Here is a 24,136-nt window from a genome sequence, read left to right as displayed (position 1 = left end):
CGATCCCTCCAGCTAAATATGTTTATTTTTATGCTAAAAAGTGTTTCCCGTAAAAATCTGGATGCCTTTAATTATATTCCAAACTGCTACAATGAGACTAAGAACAACCGTAAATAGGACACTCCCGATGAACAGGATTGGAAACTCTGAGTGATTCATCCCTATCTGTGTAATCGCTGCGTAAACAATCACTGGAACCGGGATCAGCAAAATGAGATGGGACAAAAACGCCTTTTTCGCGTGATACTTCGTTCTTTGATCCTCCGTTGCAAAAAATAAAACAAGCGGAAAAAGAATCCCTGCAAACAAAACACTTAAATAGCTTAGTCCTGATAATACTTTACTCGTCTCCATTGCCAACAGCTCCTTCCCCACTATTTACGAAAATAGATAGAGAAGGTTTCACTTTTTATAAACTCATTTATAAAAATTTTTCTATTTGTCCTTTCTATATGATTACATTTATGAAACAAAAAAAACCGTCTATAATTATGACGGCTTTCCAAATTCATGATAGCAGATTAACTTGCTGCAAGTATTCCCATTGATTGAGGTTTAACTTTATTTAAAGGCCGCAACTAAGTCGATTCGAGGGGCTTCCTTTCTTTTTACCTCATCAATCTTATGGACAAACATTTGAAACACCTTTCGTTTTTCATCTAGATCCTTTATGTACTCTCGTAGCTCGTTATATTTTTCTTCAAATGGCTTATGATATCTTTCACGGATATTTTCAATGATTTCATCGTTCACAGTCGATTGGATGACCTGCTTTGTGATGCCATATTTATACGTATAAACCTTTAATTCCTTCATGATTTCTTCATACTCTAGATTGATCTGGTCAAGAACTTCCGAAATATCCTCTTTCCACTCTTCTAAAGATTTCTCCAAATATGCTTCCAAGTTAACCCTCCTCAATATATTTTTTTACGGATAGAGTTGTCCTTGTCCCCATTATAACGGAATAGATTTACACGAACGTTTCTATTGGATTACAATGCGTTATCATTGGAATAAAAAACAGCACTGTTCACACAGTGCTGCATCCTAAATTATATTATACGTTCGATACACTAGCTTCCTTCTCTTCAATTTGCTTTTGCATTCTTAGTCGATCGCGTTCTAAGATGGGTTTTAGATATTTTCCTGTATAGGATGCTGGAACTTCGGCTACCTGTTCAGGAGTACCGGTGGCGATGATCGTTCCGCCTTTGTCTCCGCCCTCTGGTCCGAGATCGATGATATAATCTGCCGCTTTAATGACATCTAAATTATGTTCAATAACTAAAACGGTATCTCCGTTTTCCACGAGACGCTGCAGGACAACGAGCAAGCGAGAAATATCATCAACATGCAGACCAGTAGTCGGCTCATCCAGAATATAGAGCGATCGCCCAGTTGAACGGCGATGCAGTTCAGAGGCAAGCTTGACACGCTGAGCCTCACCACCGGAAAGAGTGGTGGCAGGCTGCCCGAGCTTTACATAGCCAAGTCCAACATCATAAATCGTTTGGAGCTTACGGCTGATTTTTGGTATATTTTCGAAAAACACGACCGCATCCTCCACAGTCATGTCGAGAATTTCAGAAATGTTTTTTCCTTTATATTGAACTTCCAGCGTCTCCCGATTATATCGTTTGCCATGACAAACCTCGCATGGGACATATACATCAGGCAGGAAATGCATTTCAATTTTGATGATTCCATCTCCACGGCAAGCTTCACAGCGTCCGCCTTTTACGTTAAAGCTAAAACGTCCTTTTTTATAGCCGCGGACCTTTGCTTCATTTGTTACTGAAAAGACATCACGAATATCATCGAACACACCCGTATAGGTAGCTGGGTTTGAGCGCGGTGTCCGGCCAATTGGCGATTGGTCAATATCGATGACTTTATCTAAGTGCTCAATCCCCTTTATTTCCTTATGCTCCCCAGGCTTTGTCTTCGCTCTATTGAGCTTTTGCGCCAAGGATTTATGAAGAATTTCGTTGATTAATGTACTTTTCCCTGATCCGGAAACACCTGTGACAGAAATGAAAGTACCGAGTGGAATTTTGACACTGACATTCTTCAGGTTATTTTCCTTTGCCCCTTTAATTTCAATAAAACGGCCATCATTTTTTCGGCGCTCGACCGGAAGCGGAATGAACTTTTTCCCCGAAAGATACTCACCCGTCAAAGATTGAGGATCATTCATAACTTCCTCTGGAGTTCCGGCAGAAATAATTTCTCCTCCGTGGACGCCAGCGCCTGGACCAATATCGATTAAGTAATCAGCCGCCATCATCGTATCCTCGTCATGCTCAACAACAATAAGCGTATTTCCGATATCACGCATATTTTTCATCGTGTCAATTAAGCGGTCATTATCACGCTGATGCAGGCCAATCGAAGGCTCATCCAAAATGTAAAGCACACCCGTTAATCGTGAACCAATTTGAGTAGCTAACCGGATTCGCTGGGCTTCCCCTCCTGATAGCGTTCCTGCAGCGCGGCTTAAAGTCAGATAATCAAGTCCTACATTGACTAAAAAGCCAAGACGTTCTTTTATTTCGCCAAAAATCAGATTGGCGATTTTCATTTCTTTTTCAGATAGTTTCAGATGTTCAAAGAAATGATAGGCTTCCTCTACGGACAGCTCTGTTATTTTGCCGATATGTTGATCAGAAATGAGAACAGCAAGTGTTTCCTTTTTTAAACGATAGCCTTTACATGCTGGACATGGCTTCTGGCCCATATATTTTTCCATTTGCTCACGAATATAGTCAGAGCTTGTTTCTTTATAACGGCGCTCGACATTTCTGATAACCCCTTCAAATTCAATGAGCCCTTCTCTAACTTGTCCAAAATCATTTTCGTAATGGAAAAATATCTTTTCTCCATTGGAGCCATATAAAATTTTTTCAAGGAGATGCTCAGGAATGTCCTTTACCGGAATATCCATTTCAATCCCATAATGGGTACAAACAGCCTCTAGCAGCTGAGGATAGTATTGTGAACTTGTCGGCTCCCATGGTGCAATAGCATGCTGGCGCAATGATAAATCCGAATTAGGAATAATTAAATCCACATCGACCTCGAGCTTAGATCCAAGCCCATCACATTCAGTACAAGCTCCAAATGGGCTGTTAAAGGAAAACATCCGCGGCTCTAGCTCCCCAATAGAAAATCCACAATGAGGACAGGCGTGATTTTCACTAAATAGCAGCTCTTCTTCGCCAATAACATCAATAAGCACTTTTCCGCTTCCAAGCTTCAAAGCTGTTTCAATCGAATCAGCCAGACGAGCAGAAACGCCGTCTTTCACAACAATTCTGTCTATAACTACCTCAATTGAATGTTTTTTATTCTTTTCAAGCTCAATTTCCTCGCCAAGATCAAGCATATCTCCATCAACTCTGACCCGGACAAACCCTTGCTTCTTTACTTCATCCAAAACTTTGACATGTGTGCCTTTTCTTCCAGAAACAATAGGGGCAAGCACTTGAAGCTTTGTTCGCTCAGGGTATTCAAGAATGCGGTCCACCATCTGTTCAATCGTTTGGGAAGAGATTTCAATCCCATGATTTGGACAAGTGGGACGCCCAACTCTTGCATATAATAATCTTAAATAATCATATATTTCCGTCACTGTTCCAACGGTCGAGCGGGGGTTTCGGCTCGTTGTCTTTTGATCAATCGAAATGGCCGGAGACAATCCTTCGATGGCATCTACATCGGGTTTATCCATTTGTCCAAGAAATTGGCGTGCATAGGCAGATAAGGATTCCACATATCTGCGCTGCCCTTCTGCATAAATCGTGTCAAAGGCAAGTGAGGACTTTCCAGATCCAGAAAGCCCTGTCAGCACAACTAATTTATCCCTCGGAATGGTGACATCAATATTTTTCAAATTATGTGCTCTGGCGCCTTTTACAATTATATTTTCCATCGCCATTTATACGTCATCCTTCCGCTTTCAGCTCTAAAATCAAATCACGAAGCTCAGCAGCACGTTCAAAATTGAGTGCTTTTGCTTCTTCCTTCATTTCTTTTTCCATTACTTGAATTAGTTTTTCTCTTTCCTTCTTATTAAGCTTGCCAATTTTTGCTGATACTTTATATTCTTCCTGATCCTCCGCAGCAATTGTGGCACGGATTACATCACGGATTTCCTTTTGAATCGTTTGAGGAGTGATGCCATGCTTTTGATTGTATTCTTCTTGAATGGAACGGCGCCGTTTTGTTTCGCTAATCGCTAATTCCATTGAATTTGTCATTTTATCTGCGTACATAATCACATGACCGTTTGCATTTCGCGCCGCCCTACCGATTGTCTGTATAAGTGAACGCTCAGAACGGAGGAAGCCTTCCTTGTCTGCATCAAGAATGGTCACTAATGAAACTTCCGGAATATCAAGCCCCTCTCTCAAAAGGTTGATTCCAACTAGAACATCATAAGTACCAAGGCGCAGCTCACGAATAATTTCAATTCGCTCTAAGGTTTTAACTTCAGAATGCAAATATTGCACCTTAATGCCGATTTCCTTTAAATAATCCGTTAAGTCTTCTGACATTTTTTTCGTCAAGGTGGTAATAAGCACACGCTCATTTCGCTTGATTCGGTCTTGGATTTCTCCGATTAAATCATCAATTTGCCCTTCAATCGGCCGAACTTCGATGATTGGATCAAGCAGCCCAGTCGGCCGGATAATTTGCTGAATCATTTCCGGTGTGTGCTCAATCTCGTATGGGCCAGGAGTTGCAGATACGTAGACAATTTGGTTAATATGCTTTTCAAATTCATTAAACGTCAAAGGCCGATTATCTAATGCTGAAGGCAGGCGGAAACCATGTTCCACGAGCACCGATTTTCTCGCCTGGTCCCCATTATACATCCCGCGAATCTGCGGAAGGGTGACATGGGACTCGTCAATAACGACAAGCAGGTCCTCTGGGAAAAAGTCCATTAATGTATACGGCGTAGAACCTGGAGGCCTTAAAGTTAAATGTCTTGAGTAGTTTTCGATCCCAGAGCAAAAGCCCATTTCTCTCATCATTTCAAGATCATACCGAGTCCGCTGTTCAAGGCGCTGAGCCTCGAGAAGCTTATCATTCTCTCGCATTTCCTTCAGCTTGACTTCCAATTCTTCCTCGATGCTTTGAATGGCCACTCGCATTTTTTCCTCACGAGTTACGAAGTGGGACCTTGGAAAAATCGCTACATGCTCGCGGTCCCCGATGATTTCGCCTGTCAGTGAATCCACCTCGCGAATGCGGTCAATTTCATCCCCGAAAAACTCCACACGAATACAGCGCTCATCCTTTGAAGCCGGGATAATTTCCACTACATCGCCGCGCACTCGGAAAGTCCCGCGCTGAAAAGCGATATCATTTCTTTCATATTGAATATCCACAAGTCTGTGGAGAAGCTGATTTCTTTCAATCTCCATTCCTGTTCGAAGAGATAAAACAAGCTCCCTGTATTCTTCCGGAGAACCTAAACCATAAATGCAAGACACACTGGCAATAATAACAACATCTTTCCGTTCAAATAATGAAGAGGTCGCTGAATGGCGAAGCTTATCAATCTCATCATTAATACTTGCATCTTTTTCGATAAATGTGTCGGTCTGTGGTACATAAGCTTCTGGCTGATAATAATCATAATAGCTGACGAAATATTCAACCGCATTATCCGGAAAAAATTCTTTAAACTCACTATAAAGCTGGCCAGCAAGTGTTTTATTATGAGCAATAATCAGAGTTGGCCGGTTGACCTCTTTGATCACATTTGAAATTGTGAAGGTCTTTCCAGTCCCAGTCGCTCCTAGTAATGTTTGATGCTTTTTGCCGGATCTGAGCCCCTTAACAAGCTGTTTAATCGCTTCTGGCTGATCTCCTTGGGGAGTATATTTTGAGACTAGTGTAAATTGGTCCTTCATAAGAAGCCTCCCATTTTTTCTTCTCTATTAAAAAACCTAACATCCTTTAAGCAGGTGTAGGGGATATGTGTTTTCTCAGTTGATTAAATATATGAATTTACGTAAAACATTCTATAAACATTCTACCACAAAGCAATGAAAACTAACCACTAATATACGAACGGATATTCGATTATTTTTTAAAATATATTAGGGAAGGTACTAATTATAGGAAAAGGGGAGGAATTTTTAGCGAGGATTTTGTTAATCAACGTATTAAATGTTTTCACCAAATACAAAAGCCTGCCAAAACAACGGCAGGCTAATATTTTTCTATTTATTATTTTTTTCATTCTCCTGTATTGAGTAGAATATCTCAATAGCTTTAACGACATTGTTTCGGGCAATGCGGGAGGCCTCTTCTTTATTTTTCTCTTCAAGGGCCTTCAATATGGCTTCATGCTCCTCAATAGACTCCGGAGTTAGAATAATGGAGTTGTGAAAATAAAGCCTGCGCACATGTGACAGAAGATTTGAAACGGTACTAGAGATATACGAATTGTCGGTTACATCGACAATGCTTTGGTGAAATTCTTCATCAAGTTTTAATGCCGCGTAAGAATCACCCGATTTTACAGCCTCTGCAAATTGATTATTAAGCTCACGAAGAGATTCAATCTGTTCCTGACTAATAATCGGTGTCGCTAATTCTGTAGCTAAAGCTTGCAGCGCTCCTAATGGCGGCAAGATTTTGCTAATATCCTCTTGGTTTACTGATGTAACTTGAGTTCCCACTCCGGGGTACATTTCAACAAACCCTTGAAAGCTGAGCAGCTGTAAAGCCTCTCTAATGGGAGTTCGGCTTACGCCTAAGCTTTTTGCAAGATCCGCATCATGCAACTTTTCTTTAGGATGCAAAGTCCCGTCAATAATCCATTCTAGAATTTGAGAGTAGGCACGCTTTTTTGCGGACATCCGAATAGGAGTGGAATAATTAGCAGGAATCGGCATATAATTACCCCCTTCGTCATTTTAGAAAATTTCATCATGCCTATAAGTTAAACGCTTACATTTTCAGATAATAGTTTTATTATATTAGACTAATAATAAGAATACAATATATTACAAATAAAATACAACCATTTCCCCTATCAATCTTGTAAAAAGTATTTTTATATAATTTTATTTTCAGAAATATATTGCATACACATAGTCCATATGATATATTTTCTTTAATAAAATTATCAGCCTTTGTATTTTGAGCAGGATGAAAAGAATATTCAAATAATTTTATCTCCTTTGAAAAAACAAAAATCAGACGTTTGCTTTTACTCAATTTACAATAATAAAAATATTATAATAACTTACTGATCTGATTTGGGATTCATAGATGAATAGACAAAAAAATCTCCCTATCAGAACTGCAGTCCATTATTTATGTAAACAGGAGGGAATTCATTATGTCATCAAGAGGGTCATTTTCATTTTTGATTGCTGCAGGTTTTATGCTATTTGCTTTATTCTTTGGGGCTGGGAACTTAATTTTCCCCGTCATGCTTGGGCAAATGGCAGGTGAAAATGTGTGGGCAGCTAATGCCGGATTTATCGTAACTGGCGTAGGCTTGCCATTTCTAGGAATATTAGCTTTAGGCTTTTCAGGTAAAAGTGATTTGCAATCATTAGCAAGCCGTGTGAACCCAGCTTACGGAGTTTTCTTTACAGTGGCTCTATATTTATCAATTGGTCCATTATTTGCTATACCAAGAACAGGCACAGTTTCTTACGAAATTGGCATTAAACCATTTATTGGTGAAACGAACAGTGTCCTGCCGTTAATCATTTTCTCCATTATCTTTTTCGGAGTTACGTTATTCTTTTCATTAAAGGCTTCTAAGCTTGTAGATATTGTTGGAAAAATATTAACGCCATTATTATTAATTTTTATTGCCATTCTTATTGTTGTAGTATTTATTAACCCAATCGGACAAATTCAAGCTCCTACTGAAACTTATATGGAAAATGCCTTTTTTAAAGGATTCCAAGAGGGCTACTTGACGATGGATGCACTTGCTGCGTTTGTATTCGGTATCATCGTCATCAATACAATGAAAGATAGAGGCGCACAAACGAAGAAACAAATTATGACTTCTAGTATGAAGGTTGCTTTCATTGCAGCTGGCCTATTGGCGGTCATTTATTCATCCCTTGCCTATATGGGCGCATCTAGCGTTGAAGGACTTGGGCATTTAGAAAACGGTGGGGAGATTCTTGCTGCAGTCTCTACCCATTATTTCGGTTCATTCGGGAAAGTGTTATTAGCGCTTATTGTTATTGCTGCGTGTTTAACAACAAGTATTGGTCTGATTACAGCATGTGCTTCCTATTTTAATAAACTAGCACCAAGTATTTCTTATACAAAGTGGGCTGTTATCTTCTCCGTTTTTAGCACGGCGATTGCTAACTTTGGATTGTCTACTTTAATTTCAATTTCCGTTCCAGTTTTAGTAGCGCTTTATCCATTAGCTATTTGCTTGATGGCATTAACGTTTCTACACCCTATTTTCAAGGGCAAAACAGCTGTTTATCAAGGCAGTATTTTAATGACCTTTATCGTTAGCTTATTTGACGGATTAAACGCGGCTGGCATCGAAATTAAAGCGATCAATGATTTATTTACAGCGATCCTTCCAGGATATTCTGTAGGAATTGGCTGGATCATTCCTGCCATCATCGGTGGAATTATCGGATATGCGTTTAGCTTTGGAAAAAAAGAAAGCTTAAAAGCATCAGCAATTGAAGGAAAATAAAAGATATAAAAAGGCGATTCTTTTGTAATGAAGAATCGCCTTTTTTTCATATTAAGATCTTTTGTGGATATTTTCCTTCATTCTATTTGCATACCAGAAGCCAGCAGTCAGTGAAAACGCATCGACAACAATGAGCCATATTGAATCTGTATAGCCTTTATAAACTGAAGCTGCAATTAATGCTACCGTCAATACAAGACCAATCACACGATTATATGCCACTCTCGTAAACAGCACCACTAGCAGTCCCGGCAGCAGCAGAGCTGATAGGTATTTTAATAACAATGATTACACCTTCTTTTTCAAAATGATCAATTAGAAAAGCCAAAGGCACCATTCTTTCCTATAAGATAACATAGAATCCCCTATTTCGATAGGTTTTACAAGATTATTCCACAGGATAAACCGATTAGATCCGCACACACTATTGGTAAATTCGCATATCAAGGAGGCCGGAAAACATGGCTAGAAGAAAGCGGCGCCCTCTCGTACCAGATTCAAGAGGAGCTTTAGATCAGTTCAAGAATAAGGTTATGGCCAATGAAGGATACCAAGTGGACAGAGAGAACCCCGACCATGTAAAGTTTGAAGTAGCGGATGAAGTGGGCGTGCCCCTGCAAAAAGGCTACAATGGCCGCCTTACCTCAAGAGAAGCTGGAAAGGTCGGCGGAAAAATCGGCGGGAGCATGGTGAAAGAGCTTGTCCGAATAGCACAGGAACAGATGAAAAAATAAGCGGACGGTTTGTAAAACTGCCTATTTAGGAATTTGCCTCCTAAATGGTCCTATTAAAGATATGATGGCAATTCAAGGTCGAAATCTTATTTACTAAAGGATATATATAATAAAAAGGATTTCCGTGAATATAGTGGATGGCATAGGGAGGTTTGCCATGCACTATTTTAAAAAAGATATGAACGAAATACAAGCTGCTTTTAAAAAATGGCCTAGGGCGAAAAAGATTGTGCTACTCTCTCTTTTGAGCAGCATCGGGGCCATTTTTCAATCGGCAGGAGGATTTTTACCGGGAGTTGGTTATTTCATTAGCCCCTTGGCTACTGCACCTATTATTGTTTGCTCTATTTTTTCGATTCCACTCGGTCTGGCTTCCTACATATTAACAGCTCTATTACTTCTGATATTACAGCCTGCCGAGTTAATTGTTTTTCCTTTTACAACGGGGCTATTGGGGCTATTAATCGGGATTTCCTTTCACCTGTTTCGAAAAAGGTGGATTCATATTTTGAGCGGGGCGGCAGGCCTAATGATTGGAATCTGCCTATTATTATACGGATTGAAATTCCCTGTATTAGGGCCAGCCATTTCCCATCAATTTAGCGTTTCGATTATCGGCTTGATTTTTATTTTCTCTACTTTTTATAGCTGGATCTGGGTTGTTTTAAGCACTAGGCTCATAAAAAGAATCCGAGGTATACTATTTTCGTAAGCTTTCAGATGATACCTGTTTCAGGGAGTTTTTCTAATAGACTAAAGTCAGTGATAAACTCCCCAGTTGATGACCGTTCGGAGCGATTTTTTACGGTGATGGTCATCAGATTACCAAGCTGATGACCGTCCAGAGCGTTTTTCCGCGGTGTTGGGCATCAGGCTGCACAACTGATGACCGTTCGGAACAATATTCAACACCAATGGGCATCAGGCTCCCCAGCTGATATCTGCTCAGTATAATATCCACGATGACTGGCTTCGTTTGTCCAGATTGATGAACTCCCAGAGGGGATATTCCCCAGTAACAGCATTTATCCTAAATTAATTTCAATCAGAGTTAGTTCGCCCTGCTTTAACGCCTCATTGAGTATGCCCTCGAATTCGAGTATATCCGCAGTCCGCACTCCTTTAATACCAAAACTTCTCGCAAGCTGTACAAAATCAGGGTTTCCAAAAGCAGTTCCAAAATCATTGCCCAGTTTTTTCATCATCATTTGTTCTTCCAATTTCAGCTTCGAATCGTTAAGGACAATGATCACAAAGGACAATCCTAATCTTGCCGCTGTTTCGATTTCTGCAAAGTTCATTAGGGCTCCCCCGTCACCCGCTATGCAAATGACCGGATCAGTTGGGCATGCCAATTTGGCTCCAATGGCACCTGGAATGGCTATCCCCATTGAAGCCAGTCCGTTGGAGATAATAAGCTTATTCGGCTTCTTCGGCTGATAAGTCCGGGCTATTGATACTTTATGTGAACCTACATCCGATAGGATAATCGTATTTTCACATGTACGCTTTTCAATGGCTTGCAAAATGGATGTAATGGATAAAGAAGAATTGGCTTCTTCATTCAAATGGTAGGCCCGTTTTATTTGCTCCCGTAAATTCCCAGATGGCTCCCACGGCTTCGGCTTGATTTCAAACTCGTTAAAAGCCTGCAAAGTCCTTTTAACATCTCCAACCAATTCGCTTTGAATAGGATAATATTCATCCGATTCAGCCAGAACGGCATTAATATGGATAACTGGCACCTTCTTTTTATTCCATTCCTTAGGAAGCCGCTCCACAAAATCATATCCGATAACCATAAGCAGATCAGCCTCCTCGATCCCCGGCAGCACCTCATCCTGCTCGCTGAAGCCAAACGTAAAATAATTTAGCGAATGATCTTTAGGCATAATCCCTTTTGCTTTCATGCTATGAGTAACAGGTGCCTGAAGATGGTCAATGAATGCTTGCACCTCTTTCACGGCTTCACCCCTAATCACCCCATGCCCGATGATGATAAATGGCCTTTGGCTATTGTTGATTTGGTCAATAGCTGCTTTGATCTCTTCATTTACGGGCGTATAGACTGGCAGCGGTTTGACAGTCATCGCATTGCCAGGAATTTTCTGAGCAGCAAAATTTTCCGGTAATTCCACGATGACAGCGCCTGGCTTTTCCATTTTTGCCTTCTGAAAGGCTTTATTTACTACCTCTGCAATCGTTAGGGAATCCTTAATTTGAATGCTCCATTTCGTTGCCGGCTCGAATATTTTGACCAAATCCAAATATTGATGGGATTCCTTATGCTGTCTTTCCAATCCAGCCTGTCCGATGAATGCCACGGCAGGTGAGAAATCAAGAGTTGCACTCGCAATCCCCGTTAATAAATTCGTTGCCCCTGGCCCCAATGTAGACGTACACACCCCTGCTTTTCGAGACAGCCTCCCGTAAACATCAGCCATAAAGGCAGCTCCTTGCTCATGCCTCGTATTCACAAATTGAATTTGCTTAGATCGGGAAAGGGAATCGATGAAATCCAGCGTTTCTTTTCCCATGATTCCAAAAATATATTCCACTCCTTCATTTTCTAAACATCGAACAAGAACATCAGTCGCTTTCATATGATCCTCCTAAATAGATTTACCACTTGCATGAATAGATTGGTTATTTGTAGTTTTGCCTATTATTCTGGAATCATTTATCGTGACTGAATGAAAAAAGGAGGAAGCAAATTGTCACCAACTCGCTTCCTCTCATTATTATTTTTCAAATACCTTTTCCCCGCCCATATAGGTCGCTTTTACCCTAACCTCATCAATCTGTTCAGTGCTCACTTCAAGAATATCCTTATTCAATACGATAAAGTCAGCCTCATACCCTTGCTTTAATTGGCCGATTGCCGGAATACGTGTGATCTCCTGAGCGGCACGTGTGTAAAGCTCAATTGCCGTTTCCACATCTACGCGCTGATCCTTGCCTGTGTCTGTTCCATCATACGCCACACGTGTAACAGCTGCCTTGATGCTGACAAAAGGATCAACCGGATCTACCCATGCCGTTGCTGGCGCATCAGAAGAGAAGGCTACCTTAATGCCTGCATCCAGCATCTTTTTAACTGGGTAAGTCGTTTTTGAACGCTCTGCCCCAAGATTATTTAAATAGCTTTCGATTTCAGCAAAAAGGAAAATCGGCTGCGGAACAAAGGCAATGCCCATTTCAGCCGCACGCTGAATCGCCTGTTCTGTTGGCATTGCCGCGTGCTCGATGCGAATAGAAGGCGCATCCTCCAGCCAGCCCTTTTTCCCGTAAAATGTATCAACGATCAAGTCGATCGCTTGCTCACCCATCGCGTGAACGACTAATTGCACACCATACTTTTCTGCCGCCTCAGCCGCTTCAAGCAATTCTTCTCTAGAAGTTGTAGAAATGCCGCAGTTTTCATCATCACCTAGGAACGGAGGGTTGACCCAAGATGTTCTGCCAGACACACTGCCGTCTGCAAACAGCTTAATTCCGCCTATATGAATGGGGTTTTCTCTATTTGTCTTATATTCGTCCAAGATCATTTTCTTCTTTAAATCCTCCCACATATAGTAGAGGACAGTCCGCTGTTTCAGCCCGTGATCTCGCGCTTCATTATACATGTCTAAGTAGTCAATAGGCTTGTTTAATGCCATAAGATCCGTAATGGCCGTAATCCCCCGCTCGAATAAAAACGGACTTAACTTAGCAAGAAGTGTTGCATTTTCTTCTATCGAGCGAGCTGGCATCGCATTTAAGACAATATGCCTTGCACTTTCTCGTAAAATACCTGTCGGTTCACCTTTTACGTCGCGATCAATTTGTCCTCCTGGAGGATTTGGTGTGTACTTCGTAATCCCCGCCATCTCCAAAGCCCTGCTATTGACGGAGATAATATGGCCGCATGTACGTGTTACTACAATAGGAATATCAGGAGCCGCTTTATCTAAATCTGAACGAAAAGGCGCGCGCCCATCCCTTAGCTTTCCTTCATCATAGCCCCAGCCTTCAATCCATTCGCCAGAGCCTATAGATTCACTCCGTTTGCGAATCGCTTGAACCATATCATCAATGGAATAAACAACTGGAGCCATACAGGCAACCTGCTTAGCGGCATTCGCTAAATAAAGTGGATGTAAATGCGCATCAATAATTCCAGGCATAACACGGCGATCTTGAAGATTGACACGCTCTCCTTCCAGTTCAACCAAATCCCCTTCATTGCCAATCCAAGCGATACGCCCTTCGCTCACAATCATTGCGCTAGCATAGGGCTGATCTGGATTTGATGTGAAAATTCGCCCATTATGAAAAATTGTTTTATTCATAACTCCCTCTCCTTACCATTAATGTCTTCACTAGTTGAACGTGATCCACATTATTCATTTTCTAAAAGTTCTATCGTAGGGTCCTGATCTTTTTTTACAGAAATAGTTTTATAGATAAATGTTCCTAAAATAAATCCAATGATGGCGGGTACAAGCCATGAAAAACCGTTTGCACTCAATGGAAGCATAGAGATAAAGCTTTGTACCGCCGAAATATGAATGCCGATCGCTCCTAATGTTTCTAACACACTAACAATAAATGTTAAAAGAATCGCTCCACGATAGGAACCAGGATTCGGGATTACTTTTCGGAATAAACCAAGGAAAACTAGAACAATGGCTACTGGGTATAGTGCTAGGAAGATTGGCAGGGTATAGTTAATAATTTTTTCTACTCCCATTGTTCCGATCGCAATTCCTGTTAAACAAACAACTAACGCCCAAACACGATAGCCAAATTTATTTTTCGTTAAATCATTTAGAAATTCAGCTATAACAGCAATAACACCGATGGCAGAGGTTAAACATGCTAATGCGATGGCGATTGATAGGGCAACTGCACCGCTACTCCCTAATAGGTGGTTAACTAATTCAGATACGAGAGCTGTACTATCCATATCATTTGGGAACATTCCGCTGCCGGAAGCCCCAATGTAAAGCAACCCGCCATAAACAATCAAAAGGCCGGCACCCGCAATCAATGTTCCAGTAATCGCAATTTTGCGCATCCCTTTTCCTTTATAGCCATAGCTCAAAATCGCAGCGATAAAAATAGGGGCACAAAAAATCCCAGTAACAACATCACCTGTCTGATAGGCACTAATAAAGGCATTGGAAAATGGCGATTTCAAATCTGTTGCAACAGGAGTTCCAATTGGATTAAATACTCCTTTTCCAACAATATATAGAAGAATTAGCACTAATAAAGGCGTTAAAAACTTCCCGATTTTTTCTATAACATTAGATTTATCCATGGCAAAATAAAAACTTATTGCAAAAAAGACGATAATTGTAACAATGGATGGTACTTGAGGAAATAAAGTGTAAACACCAAGCTCATGAGTAGTAGCTGCCATGCGAGGAATGGTGACAAACATACCAATCCCAACCATGAGCAACAGATTAAAAGCTTTATAGAACCACGGACTGATGGGTCTCGTTAATTCTTCAAACCTGCCTCCTGCGTTTAAAATGGCGATGACAGCTAATAATGGGAGTGCAATTCCCGTAACACAGAAGCCAATCAGCGCAGGAATCCAATTCGTGCCCGAGGCGTTGCCAATAGACGGAGGAAAGATTAAGTTTCCTGCACCGAAGTAAATGGCGAATAAGGCAAAACCTAATATAAGACTATGCTGGACCGTTTTATTCATATTTCTCATCCCTTTCTTTTACCAATAGAAATCGTTTTCATTTTCCTTTTTGCCTTTGCTCTAGGAAGTTCTTCCCGAGCAAGATATCTTTATAAATGCAATTTGCATGCCAACTTTAATTTTAGTAGCTGTCGTTTTAGATTTTTTGAAGATTCTATGACAAGAAAAGTCTTAAACTGACAGGTTTTTCGACAATTTTCTTTCCATTATAATACTTTTCATTATTTTAAATCATGGAAATATTTATTCAGCCAGCATCATTGGTTTCATTAATGGACAAAAAAAGAGGGGGAAAATTTTCTCCCCCTCCGTAAAAAAATCTTTACTATTACCTTAATTGATACTTGTCCAATTTGTATTTTAAAGATTGCTTGGAAAGCCCTAAACGCCTCGCTGTTTCTGCTATTTTTCCGTTCGTTTCATGCAGTTCATTCATGATGATTGTTTTTTCATAGCTTTCAACTGCATCCTTCAACGGCAGCATCTTCGTATGACTAACGTTCACTTTTGCTTCTTTTTCGGAATAATTTCTAATTCGATCAGGAATATCATCGATGGTAATGAGATTTGAACTCACGTTGTTAAAGGCGTTCTCCACCGCGTTCTTCAGCTCTCTAATATTTCCCGGCCAGCTGTATCGTTTAAAACATTCAAGTGCTTCCTCCGTTATGCCTTCCACATATATATTCATATTGTTGGTGTAAAATTTCACATAATATTGTAGAAGTACTTCAATGTCATCAGGTCTGACTGAGAGCTTTGGCAGATTGATTTGCACGACCCCTAAACGAAAAAATAAATCCTGTCTTAATCGCTTTTCAGCAACGAGAATATCCGGATCCTCATTGGTCGCGGAAAGCACTCTTATATCTAATTGAATATTTTTTTTACCGCCAATCCGGCGAATAGTCTTTTCCTCAATCGCCTTTAGCAGCTTCACCTGAAGATTAATATCAAGCGAGTTAATTTCATCTAAAAACAGCGTGCCCCCCTCTGCCTGTTCAAACAGACCAGGCATATCCTCCGAACCAGTATAGCTGCCCTTAGTTGTGCCAAATAACGTGCTTTCCATCAGGCTCGCTGGGATCGCTCCACAGTTGAAGGAAATAAACGGATTGCCAAATCGCTCACTCAAATTATGTATAGACTGGGCCACAACCTCTTTGCCTGTACCGGTTTGCCCATAAATTAAGATCGTAGAGTCCGTTTTCGCTACTTTTTCAATCTTATTTTTAACAGCTATCATCTGCGGATTAACCGTCACAATATCATCAATTGTATAAATGGTATTATTTTTTCGATATATTTTATGCCCAGCATACTGATCAAGAAATTGAATATCTTCTTTCGTAAAAAAATGCTTTGAAAACTCTATAGCCCCAATTACTGTGTTATCCTGCTTAATCGGATATGTAGAGCTTTTCGATACGAACGTACTCCCCGTTTTCGTGATCATTTGCTGCTCAACTTCACATAAAGCTTCCCCTGTTCTTAACACATTCATAATCGTGCTATTTTCAACAGTCAAATTTTTATAAAAAGACGTAATGTTTTTTCCAAGAAACTCCTCTGGCTTTTGACCAAGCTTCTTCAAAATATGCAAGTCTGCTAAATCATAAAAAATCGTTTTCCCCGTTTTATCAACAACAAGAACATTGTCAAAATCAGATAAATGCTTCAAATTGGGTACATCCATATTCACATTTATCCCTCCCATCGAAAAGCAATATAATATATAAACAGTATACAGACACTTTGAACGAAGACAAATTTTTTTATAGCTTGCCCTAGCTATTAGCAAAAAAATATGAGAACCGACTGATGCCGATTCCCATTGTTTACATTTCCACAAGGCCAGGTGATTTGTGATTTTCCATAATTAGTGAGAATGGCATCCAATATTGACAAATATAATTACTAGCATTTTTTCATAATTTATGAGAATTAATACAATTTCAATTAGATTCCTTTACTATTTGAAGTTGAGTCACATCTAACTATTACTGCCCATTTCTATAATATTGTTATCCCCCCTCTCCTCCCCTAATCAATGCTTTTTCACTACAGTAAATAAAACAGCCCTTTTATTAAACAACTAATTATCCAATAGATTACATCTTTCGACATAGATATTATAAAATTGGGCCTTTTTTAATATTTTATAGTATTTTTTGTATGTTAATATTTAGTATAGATAGGTCTTTGATCTTAAATATACAAAAATAGGAGATGAGATTTTGGCTAGTGAAATAGATAAAAAAGGAATTAGTTGGTTTAAAGGGGTACTTTCTTATCAAAACCAAACGGAGAAAATTAGTGCAGAACAGCAAGAAGTAGTAACTGATATGATTGTAGATGAGTCGGCTAATACTATTAAAGAGTATGAGCAGCCAGTTTTAAATAGTAATAACAACTTATTTTCAAAGGATGACCAGGATAAAATAGCATTGGATGTAATTGTTTCTATAGAAAACATGCTTAAGGAACGCCAATTGCAGTTTTATAAATACAAAGGGCTTGAGGATCAATTATTTACAGCAAATGAAACGATTAATCGTTTTAAGCATGATCAAATAAAGAAAGACCAACTTTTACAAGAAAAGAATAAGGAAATTCGTGATTTAGAAAATAACCTAACTAACAAACAAATGAGGTATGATCAGCTCCTTGAGGATTATAAGGAATATCAGCTTACATCAAACATGGAGTATGAAAAGATCTCAAATCAACTTGAAACCGAAACGGCTAAATACAACAAACTTAATGAAGAATCAACGAATGCTCAATATCAAAGTATGTTAAAAATCAATGAGCTTGAAGATAAAATTAGAAACCTAGAAATAGAAAATCAAAAATATACTGAACAATATCAAAAACTTGTAGATGATAAGGCTCAGTTAATGCAAACCATTAATGATTTTACCGAGAAAATGTCCTTCTCTTTCTCAACAAAGGCAACTGCTTCTAATCTATCACAATCGGAATAAACAGCTAGAAGTTAGTTAATTACAACTAGAGAAGGAAGTGCAACCATGGCAGTCTACCACGGAAAAGTACTTGAACTAGTATCTATTGAAAAGAGTAACGAAAAATCATATTTACGCATAAAGTTATCCTTTGAGCAAGAAGATGTACTGTTTTGGGAAGTTGACAGTGATACTGCAAAGAATTTAATGACAATATCTGAATTTGATAAAAAACATAAATACAGATTATCATTACATACAACATTAGACACAATCAAAAAGCAATACATAAGTTTTATTACAAGAACATACCGTGATAAAAGTGACCGAATTTATTTTGCTTGTTCAATGGATTACAAAAACAATTTAGATTCTATTAAAAACACACAAAATGTTAACGATTTTAAAAAACTACCATTTTTATCTACTAATCTATCAGCAATTGATGAAAAAACAATTGAACAGAAAAATAAGCAAAATGAAGAATTGATTTCAAAAGGATACAAGATTCCGCTTAAATGGGTCAGTGTTGCCATGATTGGTGCTATTTTTTCCATACTGTTTGGATATTCAAATCACTCGTATGTAAATACGCCTACCATCAAAAATATCACTATTCCAATCGCAGAAGCTAAAACTGCCGAAGTCAATTTAATAAATAAAAAAAACGTTGTTACACCAGCTACAAAATTAGTAAAAGATGAATCCACGCAATCTAGTCTTCCTTATATTAAACTAGATGACTCCATAACATACAGCATTCCAGAAGGCTATGTGTCCCTTACATTCGATGATGGCCCTTCTAAATATACAGTGGAGATCGTTGATATATTAAAGAAATACAAGGTTGGTGGTACTTTTTTCTTTATAGGAACTAATGCAAAAAAACATCCTGACTACGTTCAATATGTTCAATCAAATAAATATTCGATTGGTAGTCATTCTATGAATCATTTAAAATTGTCGGATCTTTCTTATGAAAAACAAGAAGATGAATTTATTCAAGGTACTAAAGCAATAGAGGAAATTACGAATGAAAAAGTAGTCCTCTTCAGACCACCTTATGGAGCGTTTAATGAACAGACAAAAGATACAGTGCATAATTACCAAAACAAAATGATACTTTGGAATAGGGATCCGAAAGATTGGAAAACTCGTGATACAGATAAAATATATAATTTTATTCGTAACACGGAAGCATCGGGATCAATAATCCTTTTGCACGAATCTCAAGCTGTCATTGATGCTTTACCCAAAATAATTGAGCACTTGCAGGAACAGAATCTAAAAATCATAAATTTACAGTAAATGATCTCAAGATAATTTTTCCAAAAAATAAAAAGCAGATCCTCTAGATCTATAAATTACTTCGTTCTATAGGATCTTTGTTTTTAGGTTACGATATGCTATTAAAAAACTCGTTTATTCTTCGCTGCCACGAAACTAAATATATGCTACTATTAGAAACTTCAAATCAAGAAATGTTTTATCGTTTTGTACATACTCTAAAAAGCTCTACCATTATCGATGCAGTAATATGGGGCAATTTTTACCGATAAAAAAATTGAGGATTATATTACTGCTTTTAAGAAACTCAAAAAACGGTAAAATATACAGTTCTTACAAAATCCTTGGCAGTAACAGAGAAAAAGGGAATTATATATTTAGATGGCAAGTAAGAGTATTATAAAGAAAATGAAGACGATGTGTTTAAGAAAACATCGGGCTTCTCTATGCCAATCGTATTAGAGTTAAGCAATGGTGAGGAGTTAAATATTAAAGATTAAAAGTCACTAAGAGATGGGAAAAATTACAATAAAGATATTGAAAAGTTAATTCCTAAATATGTAAGGTAAGAAATTAGCACAAATAATAGTGATAAGCTTTTTAAAGAATTAGATAAAAAAGCCGGACTGTAGAATGCTGAGACTGCCAAATAGTGATGAGTGACAATAAAGTTGTTTAGAAAAACAGAACTAGAAATAATTATGCATTAAAATAAAAAATACTCTGGAGACTAACTAATCCAGAGTATTTAAACTATTTTAAAAATAAATATTTATTTAACCGCTTCTTTTAATTCCTTACCCGGTTTAAAGGCCGGAACTTTAGAAGCTGCAATTTCTATTTCTTCGCCTGTTTGTGGATTACGACCTTTTCTTGCAGATCGTTCACGAACTTCAAACGTTCCAAATCCAATTAATTGGATTCTATCTTCTTTAGCAAGTGTGTTAGTAATTGTTTCAACTATCGCATCAACTACATTCCCAGCATCTTTTAATGTTAACTCTGTCTGTGTTGATACAGCTTTCACTAATTCTGTTTTATTCATTTTTATACACCTCAATTTTTATATACATGTAGCAATAAAAAACATATCATAATTTCTTCTTTTTTTCTATTTTAAGTATAAACTAATTAGATAAAAATTTGATTTTCAAACTCACACTAGAGTATATTTCCCATGCCGAACAACTGTATTTGGCATTTCGTATCCTAAAGCTTTTGCATCCTTACTTGAAATTTCGACTAATACACTATTAGTCCGAACAAGAAACACTCTACCTTTATATGTATTACTTCTTCTTTCAAAAAGGATAGCATCCCCTGCATTTGCTCTCTTTTTACCAGAAAATTCACTCTTTTCTTTTTGCATTTTCTGTTATTACGCTCCTATTAATATTATTCAAATGGCTGATTTCTATTGACTATAAGGAAGATTATTCTGTTTAGATGAATAAAATCAACATTAAAAAGATATGATACTTAAAAAAAACCACCTTTCTAAAATTATCTAAACTCAGATCGCTTCCTTACTTTGTGTTATCTTACTAATTGCATATTTAAGGTTTTCTAAACATTCTAACCGAATTCTTTCATCGCAAACAAAATCATATAATAATTCTTTTTTTAGTTTTGAAGTAATGCCATATAGGAAGTCTTCACTTAATTCTTTTAATTGATTCTCATTCAGATAGTTGTAAATTTCTCTTTCAAAGTATTCAACTGTACCAAATAACACAGTCAATTAACATTCCACCTCCTTTTTTATTTTTTTACATTTACTCGATAGCCAAGCTTCGCCAAAACTATCTCAAAAAAAGCCCACCAAAAAGATTGGTGGACTTGTATGATAAAGGCTATTCTATCATAGGTAACAGTATCCAATCATTTGGTAACCCGACTATCATAGCTAATCACCTTAGACTCGTGGCTTTGCGTCCTTATCTTTCAATAAGTTTGCCTTTATCAAACTGATACTTTTATAATAATACTTTAGCATGTAATTTCCAATAAAATTCGTCATTTTCCAACATGTTTTTACAAAAATAGTAGTTTTTTACCATTTAGAATATAAATGAAATGATGCTAAAGTCCTTTTGAAATTTTTTTCTCTTCTTAAATCGTGTGTATGCTGAAATAAGACTTTAATACGTTTCCTGATCACAATGCAATAAATCACCTTTTTTTAAAAATTTTCAAACTATACACGCCTGTCACAAGTCCAAGCTACCTTTACTTAGTTTGCACGAATAGCTTCTCCATTGCCATAACGTCAACATATTTTCCGTCCAGAATACCCTGATTCTTAAAAGTACCAACCTCACGATATCCTTTCTTTTGATATAAACCCTGACCAAGCTTATTGAATGGAAATGTAAAAAGAACTATTTTATGAAAATAGTTTTCTATGGCTATATTTTCTATAGCTGCTAGCAACAAACTTCCTATGCCCTTCCCTCGGTACTCCCTAGCAATATACACAGATAAATCTGCTACTCCAGCATAAGCGCAACGGCTATTATATTGATTTAACGAAGACCACCCTACTATTTGTCCTTCTTGTTCAGCAACAATAACCTTGTACCGTCCTCTATGCTGTTCAAACCACACTTTCATGTATTGTAAATCTTTTGTTTCGGTTTCTAAAGTTGCTATTTTGTCTTCAATTCCTTGGTTGTAAATATTTAAAATGGATTCAATATCATTTAAATATGCTTTACGTATTACCGCTAACATCTTGTCACCCCTTAACAGCAATTATCAATATTTTCTTTAACAAAATACTGTTATTCGGTAGAAACAAAGAAAATCCATTTTGAAAAAAGCGTGATAAAAAATGGATTCTCTTCCCAAGCCCTATTTGCCCCACTGGATTATTATCCTCCTACCAATAGCAAAAAAAATTAACCTAAATGCAGATTCATTCCGGTTAATTTTTTTCAAAACAGTACTACTTTCTTATAAAGAGTTCAACATTATTCAAAACGACATCTATTCTTTTCACTCTTCTTGTAAAATTAAAAATTATTCCAGTGAAATATGACTGTATTCCAAGTTATTTTGAAAAATCACATTAATTACACTGCCTCACTGCCCTTTTTCTTATCATCCTGCACAAAGAGAATCCCAAGCTCATGGTGGTCCCCTTCATATAAGGCCCTTTGCGCAAAGCGGATTTGATCATTCACATCGAGCACCTCCAGCTTACAATGGGCACGGTTTTTCAAGAGTGCCTGATAGAAGCTGTTTCGGTCATGGACAGCCAAACCGTTTACCTTCGTTATGATCTCTCCAACCTGTAGAGCCATATTGTTGGCTGGAGATCCAGGAATGATCCCAAGGACAAGAACACCATGATTTCTTTTTGAAAAATAGAATGGGAGATTCTCCTCCGCTATTCTCTGTCTTAACGTAATCATTTCACGTCCAATAATTGCAAGCGCCACCACCGCAATGGAAGCAAGGGGATACCAGTAACCTGAAATGGATGCAAGCGCGGTGAATATGCCAAGAGCGATTACCCTTCCACCGACTGCCTTCACAGCTTCAGCTGGCAGCTTGCCCTGAATCTGCTGGAAAAAGCCAATAGCAAACGGTACGAGAATCAGAGAATACGTGCTGCCGCCGAACGTAAAGACTGGCCACCATTCAAAAGGAGGCTGCAGCACATCTCCCGGAACGAGAAGAAACATCGGCAGCATCCAGAGCCGCTTCACCTCATGAATGCCAACCCTCTGACCGCGTTTGCTATTGATCAGCTTAGGTGATGACCCCTTTCTGCCATTCCTGGAAATAAGGATGCCTTCCCCGATCAGAAGAAGCGCAAGCAGAGCAGCAATCGATGGAAAAATCGTCTGTTCTGAATCCGTTATGGAAGTTAAAAACGCCGGCAGCTTCCATGGGAGTTCTGCCGCAAAAATAGTCACAAAAAAAGCAAAGCCAAGCGTATAGGCCGGCGACATCCAGCGTACTTTAGTCGTTAAGCTCCAAACGACCGTTAGGATCGCCGTAAATAGGATTGTTTCCATCGGAATTACAAGTCCTGCCACAACCGACACGAGCGACAGCCCCAGTCCAGCTAAAACGCCCAACGGAAGCAGTTGCCTCAGCTCAAAATAGGCATTCTCCGCGCGAACATGGAAATTCCTTCTCTCCCGCTTCACCCGAGAAACGCCCAATACCGCAGCCATAAAGAAAAGAAAATAGAAAACAGGGTGAAGAAAAAGCTTACCCATCCCCTTCAATATTTCAAAAAGCCATTCCAGAGCCACCTTTGCCACCCACCTCTATTAGAAAAATACTTAAGAAAGTATGAAAAATAATCATTTGTGTGAATGCATCTCATCCGAAATATAGGAATGAAATGAACTTATTAGTTAAAAAATTGCTAAATTAACCTATTACTCTATATTCTATCAAAATGTCCTCTTAAAGCCTATTGCTATATTTTTGAAAAGGGAATCTGGTGAGTAATTTTATTTAATAAATTTAGGGGATTGGGCGGATCTATTTAGAAAAGTCCTTGCCGCAAAAAGCTGGACGGACTTTTCATGTGGCTGAAGCTCTCCAAATGTCCTTGCAAGAAAGCCGGACGGACTTTTCAACTGGCTGAAGCTCTCAAATTGTCCATGCAGAAAAGCTGGATGGACTTTTCAACTGGCTGTGGCTCTCAAAATGTCCTTGCAGCACAGCTGGACGGACTTTTCAACTGACAGAGGCTCTCAAAATGTCCTTG

20 protein-coding genes and 1 riboswitch are annotated in these 24,136 nt (G+C 38.5%); of the genes, 5 read left to right on the top strand and 15 right to left on the bottom strand.

What is annotated here, in order from left to right:
- Positions 1-33: 33 nt before the first annotated feature.
- From V7122_RS02095 to V7122_RS02075, 5 genes are all read right to left on the bottom strand, one after another.
- Positions 34-354 carry a DUF4870 domain-containing protein gene (locus tag V7122_RS02095; RefSeq protein ID WP_335488294.1) on the bottom strand — a complete coding sequence of 107 codons (321 nt, stop codon included), beginning with the start codon at positions 352-354 and terminating at the stop codon, positions 34-36.
- Positions 355-561: 207 nt separating this feature from the next.
- Complete coding sequence (locus V7122_RS02090) at positions 562-906, bottom strand: hypothetical protein (protein WP_335344419.1); 345 nt, start codon at positions 904-906, stop codon at positions 562-564.
- A 154-nt stretch (positions 907-1,060) separates the two neighbouring features.
- A complete protein-coding gene (gene uvrA / locus V7122_RS02085) occupies positions 1,061-3,940 on the bottom strand; it encodes an excinuclease ABC subunit UvrA (RefSeq protein WP_335525668.1) in 2,880 nt (959 codons plus the stop codon).
- A 7-nt stretch (positions 3,941-3,947) separates the two neighbouring features.
- Complete coding sequence (uvrB, locus tag V7122_RS02080; protein WP_335525667.1) at positions 3,948-5,927, bottom strand: excinuclease ABC subunit UvrB; 1,980 nt, start codon at positions 5,925-5,927, stop codon at positions 3,948-3,950.
- A 312-nt stretch (positions 5,928-6,239) separates the two neighbouring features.
- Positions 6,240-6,917 (bottom strand): GntR family transcriptional regulator, encoded by a 678-nt coding sequence (locus tag V7122_RS02075; protein WP_335344416.1) that lies wholly within the window; start codon positions 6,915-6,917, stop codon positions 6,240-6,242.
- A 449-nt stretch (positions 6,918-7,366) separates the two neighbouring features.
- Between V7122_RS02075 and brnQ (V7122_RS02070) the strand changes: the two genes are divergently transcribed.
- A complete protein-coding gene (gene brnQ, locus V7122_RS02070) occupies positions 7,367-8,713 on the top strand; it encodes a branched-chain amino acid transport system II carrier protein (RefSeq protein WP_335355522.1) in 1,347 nt (448 codons plus the stop codon).
- A 51-nt stretch (positions 8,714-8,764) separates the two neighbouring features.
- Here brnQ (V7122_RS02070) and V7122_RS02065 read toward each other — a convergent pair whose 3' ends face one another.
- Positions 8,765-8,998, bottom strand: coding sequence for a CsbA family protein (locus tag V7122_RS02065; protein ID WP_335346367.1), 234 nt, complete (start codon positions 8,996-8,998; stop codon positions 8,765-8,767).
- A 176-nt stretch (positions 8,999-9,174) separates the two neighbouring features.
- Between V7122_RS02065 and V7122_RS02060 the strand changes: the two genes are divergently transcribed.
- Both V7122_RS02060 and V7122_RS02055 read left to right on the top strand, forming a co-directional pair.
- Complete coding sequence (locus V7122_RS02060; RefSeq protein ID WP_335525666.1) at positions 9,175-9,447, top strand: alpha/beta-type small acid-soluble spore protein; 273 nt, start codon at positions 9,175-9,177, stop codon at positions 9,445-9,447.
- A gap of 157 nt (positions 9,448-9,604) precedes the next feature.
- Positions 9,605-10,159, top strand: coding sequence for a hypothetical protein (locus tag V7122_RS02055; protein ID WP_335525665.1), 555 nt, complete (start codon positions 9,605-9,607; stop codon positions 10,157-10,159).
- Between the two features lie 313 nt (positions 10,160-10,472).
- Here the strand turns inward: V7122_RS02055 and V7122_RS02050 are convergent, their stop codons facing one another.
- From V7122_RS02050 to V7122_RS02035, 4 genes are all read right to left on the bottom strand, one after another.
- Entirely contained in the window at positions 10,473-12,050 is a 1,578-nt protein-coding gene (locus tag V7122_RS02050; protein WP_335525664.1) for an acetolactate synthase large subunit, read from the bottom strand.
- 138 nt (positions 12,051-12,188) lie between these two features.
- The gene (locus V7122_RS02045; RefSeq protein WP_335525663.1) at positions 12,189-13,778 is read right to left on the bottom strand and encodes an amidohydrolase; all 1,590 of its coding nucleotides are present in this window, start codon (positions 13,776-13,778) and stop codon (positions 12,189-12,191) included.
- 50 nt (positions 13,779-13,828) lie between these two features.
- The gene (gene brnQ, locus V7122_RS02040) at positions 13,829-15,151 is read right to left on the bottom strand and encodes a branched-chain amino acid transport system II carrier protein (RefSeq protein WP_335525662.1); all 1,323 of its coding nucleotides are present in this window, start codon (positions 15,149-15,151) and stop codon (positions 13,829-13,831) included.
- 328 nt (positions 15,152-15,479) lie between these two features.
- Positions 15,480-16,847, bottom strand: coding sequence for a sigma-54 interaction domain-containing protein (locus tag V7122_RS02035; RefSeq protein ID WP_335355525.1), 1,368 nt, complete (start codon positions 16,845-16,847; stop codon positions 15,480-15,482).
- Between the two features lie 541 nt (positions 16,848-17,388).
- On the opposite strand from V7122_RS02035, the gene V7122_RS02030 reads away from it, so the two are divergent.
- The gene (locus V7122_RS02030) at positions 17,389-18,138 is read left to right on the top strand and encodes a hypothetical protein (protein ID WP_335346105.1); all 750 of its coding nucleotides are present in this window, start codon (positions 17,389-17,391) and stop codon (positions 18,136-18,138) included.
- 45 nt (positions 18,139-18,183) lie between these two features.
- On the top strand, positions 18,184-19,425 hold the full coding sequence (locus V7122_RS02025; RefSeq protein WP_335346104.1) for a polysaccharide deacetylase family protein: 1,242 nt from the start codon (positions 18,184-18,186) through the stop codon (positions 19,423-19,425).
- A gap of 751 nt (positions 19,426-20,176) precedes the next feature.
- On the opposite strand, the gene V7122_RS02020 is transcribed toward V7122_RS02025, so the two are convergent.
- From V7122_RS02020 to V7122_RS02000, 5 genes are all read right to left on the bottom strand, one after another.
- Positions 20,177-20,449 carry an HU family DNA-binding protein gene (locus V7122_RS02020; RefSeq protein ID WP_335525661.1) on the bottom strand — a complete coding sequence of 91 codons (273 nt, stop codon included), beginning with the start codon at positions 20,447-20,449 and terminating at the stop codon, positions 20,177-20,179.
- A gap of 111 nt (positions 20,450-20,560) precedes the next feature.
- On the bottom strand, positions 20,561-20,773 hold the full coding sequence (locus V7122_RS02015; protein ID WP_335348125.1) for a DUF2187 family protein: 213 nt from the start codon (positions 20,771-20,773) through the stop codon (positions 20,561-20,563).
- Between the two features lie 144 nt (positions 20,774-20,917).
- Positions 20,918-21,139, bottom strand: coding sequence for a hypothetical protein (locus V7122_RS02010; protein ID WP_335355496.1), 222 nt, complete (start codon positions 21,137-21,139; stop codon positions 20,918-20,920).
- Positions 21,140-21,288: 149 nt separating this feature from the next.
- Positions 21,289-21,372: riboswitch (cyclic di-GMP riboswitch) on the bottom strand.
- A gap of 261 nt (positions 21,373-21,633) precedes the next feature.
- The gene (locus V7122_RS02005) at positions 21,634-22,137 is read right to left on the bottom strand and encodes an arsinothricin resistance N-acetyltransferase ArsN1 family A (RefSeq protein WP_335348126.1); all 504 of its coding nucleotides are present in this window, start codon (positions 22,135-22,137) and stop codon (positions 21,634-21,636) included.
- Positions 22,138-22,478: 341 nt separating this feature from the next.
- A complete protein-coding gene (locus tag V7122_RS02000) occupies positions 22,479-23,672 on the bottom strand; it encodes a PDZ domain-containing protein (protein ID WP_335348127.1) in 1,194 nt (397 codons plus the stop codon).
- Between the last annotated feature and the right edge of the window lie 464 nt (positions 23,673-24,136).

Origin of the sequence: Bacillus sp. JJ1532 (assembly GCF_036965085.1) — a bacterium.
In the GTDB taxonomy this organism is placed as follows: domain Bacteria; phylum Bacillota; class Bacilli; order Bacillales; family Cytobacillaceae; genus Cytobacillus.
The sequence above is the reverse complement of the archived record's forward strand: the minus strand, read 5'-3'. Positions and strand labels throughout refer to the sequence as shown.